At 64.8% G+C, this 2,228-nt stretch carries 2 pseudogenes; both read right to left on the bottom strand.

Features of this window, described 5'->3' with window-relative positions:
* A pseudogene (locus tag F8271_RS33625) lies at positions 1-759 on the bottom strand (hypothetical protein); the annotation flags it as partial.
* 139 nt (positions 760-898) lie between these two features.
* Positions 899-1,051, bottom strand: a pseudogene (locus F8271_RS34340) (ISAs1 family transposase); the annotation flags it as partial.
* Between the last annotated feature and the right edge of the window lie 1,177 nt (positions 1,052-2,228).

The following is a 2,228-nucleotide window of genomic DNA, read 5'->3' as shown; positions in this document are numbered from 1 at the left end:
CAACCCACCCCACTCACCTCCCTCGCCCGGCGAGGGCGGCGGGTCCGGTGCCGGTGCGGGCTCACGGCCCGGCGTTGTTTGGGGGTGTCCGGTTTGATCATGGCTTGTTTGATGCCGTCGACGGCGAAGGTGTCGGTGCGGTCGTGCAGGTCGCGGCGGGCGTGGGCGATGTTCGCGCGTCCGGCGAGGCGGAAGCTGGCCAGGGTTCGTGGGGCGGTACCGGTCCTGAGCTGGGAATCGTCTTCTCGAAAAGGTCACGTCCCGGGTCCAGTGCAGACGGTTTTCGATGGACCAATGCTCCCGGGCGTAGGCGTTGGGGTGGTGTGGGCCGGTCAGGTCGGTGGTCAGGCTGACGATGCGGTGGATGATGTCTTTGCTCGTGCGGATGCCGTCGAGTCCGCCGGTGTCGCGGCATAGGCGGAGGACTTGCCGGGCGCCGGGGATCAGGCTGTCGTCGTAGGGTGCGACCTGCAGGGTTCGGCGTGCGGTACGCCTGTGTCCCCGGTCCTCGTCGACGTCGGTGTGATCGATGAACTCGGTGTCGGTACCGGACAGCAAGGCCTGGGCGGCTTGGAGTGCGAGGGCCTGGTTCCCCTTCAGGATCAGCGTGTAGTGGGCGTTCAGTGCTCCGGTGATCAGGCTGGCGGTCTTCTTGCTCGTGGTGCGGGTGCCGCGCAGCAGTTTCCCATCGACCGCGACGGCGGGCAGCAGCCCGGTCGGGACGGGCCGGGTCACCGCCCGCAGCGCGGCGCTGCTCACGTTCCACGGGCTCGTCTTCGGTGGCGGCGATGACCGGGATCGGGGCGTCGCCATGGACGACGTCGGCGGCGTATCCGCAGGTCGCTGCGTCGATGGCGTCACCGTCCAGACCGGCCAGGACCCGCCGGAACGTCCGTTCGCTGGGCAGCGTGTACCGGCCGAGCAGCGGGTTGAACCGGGCCCCGAGGCGGTGCAGGACATCCTGCGGGGTCCGCGCCGCCCACTGCCGGATCGCAGTCACCGAGTCGTTTCCCGCTACCAGCGTGGCGCAGGCGGTCAGCACCAGGATCACCAGCAGCGGATGCCGAAGTCCTCGTAACCGCTGCGGGTCGGGCACCTGCCGGAGCCGGTCGAGCAGCGACGACGCCACCGACAACGGGCGAACCCCACCCGGGTCTACCGCGAGTTCGGCTTCCCACAAGGCCAGCTCGGCGAGGCGGTCGACAACAGGGCTGATCGGGGAAGATGACGACACGAGCGCGACTCCTGAAACGATCTTCTGGCGTAAGCACCCGAAAGATCATCAGAAGTCGCGCTCGTCCACAACTACCGCTCTGCTCGATCCCAACCTGGACAGAATACCTCAAGCCCGAACAACGCCGGGGCCATGGCGGAACCCCTACCGACCACTACAAATACTCGGCATGCCGCGAAACGAGCAAATGGTCAACGTGCCTGAGTCCTGCCATGAGGATTAGGATAGTGGGGAGCCCAGGCAGCAACCTCTCCCGGGCGCACCATGGCAGACGCCCCGGAGCTTCCCCTCACCACCGATAATGGGCGACTGAAAGAACGCGTTGAAGCGGCGACGGTACGGAAGGTGACGCCGAAAGGGGCGGCATCTATTCCGGCCATTGCCTCAGCTTTGGTCAGCGGCGATACAAGTTTCGCCACTTTCGAATCCAGGGCAGCCTCCCTTGACCCGCAATCTTGGATAAGGGTGCCGAAGGCATGAGCTCTTGAAGCCACCGTAGACAACAACTCCTTCTCGCGCGCATGATCGTTATACCGCGCAGTCCCTCCCCATATTCGTTTCGACGCTTCAACGTCGGCGCTACCGTCAATTAGCGTCAGAAGTTGTTCCCACCGCGAACCCGTATTCTCGCAGGCCGCCCTTTCCCAATCGTTCCAAAACTTCTGCAAGCCGGTATCACTCCCCCGCAGACTTGCCGGTAGGTCGTCACCGGCATAGATTCGGCAGGACAGCTCCTCCAAAGCCATCCTATGGAGCGTTTCGGCAGTCGGCATTCCCATAGCTACTCCCATCCTCGATCCGTCAGAGGGTATTGATCCCTTGGTACGGCTTTCGGCTTGACCGTTTTGTCCCTTATGGTGTGAGGTGTGTGCGTCGTCTGTCACGACGGTGTGCCGGGTCTCCGATTCCCGGGGTGCGGCCCTTTCCGGCTCGCTGGGACGGTTGTTGCTGGTCAGGTGGGTGTGGGTAGGGCGTTCAGGCGTTGCCAGCAGAG

The organism is Micromonospora sp. ALFpr18c (assembly GCF_008868155.1).
Classification (GTDB): domain Bacteria; phylum Actinomycetota; class Actinomycetes; order Mycobacteriales; family Micromonosporaceae; genus Micromonospora.
This window is presented reverse-complemented; position numbering and strand designations above follow the sequence as displayed.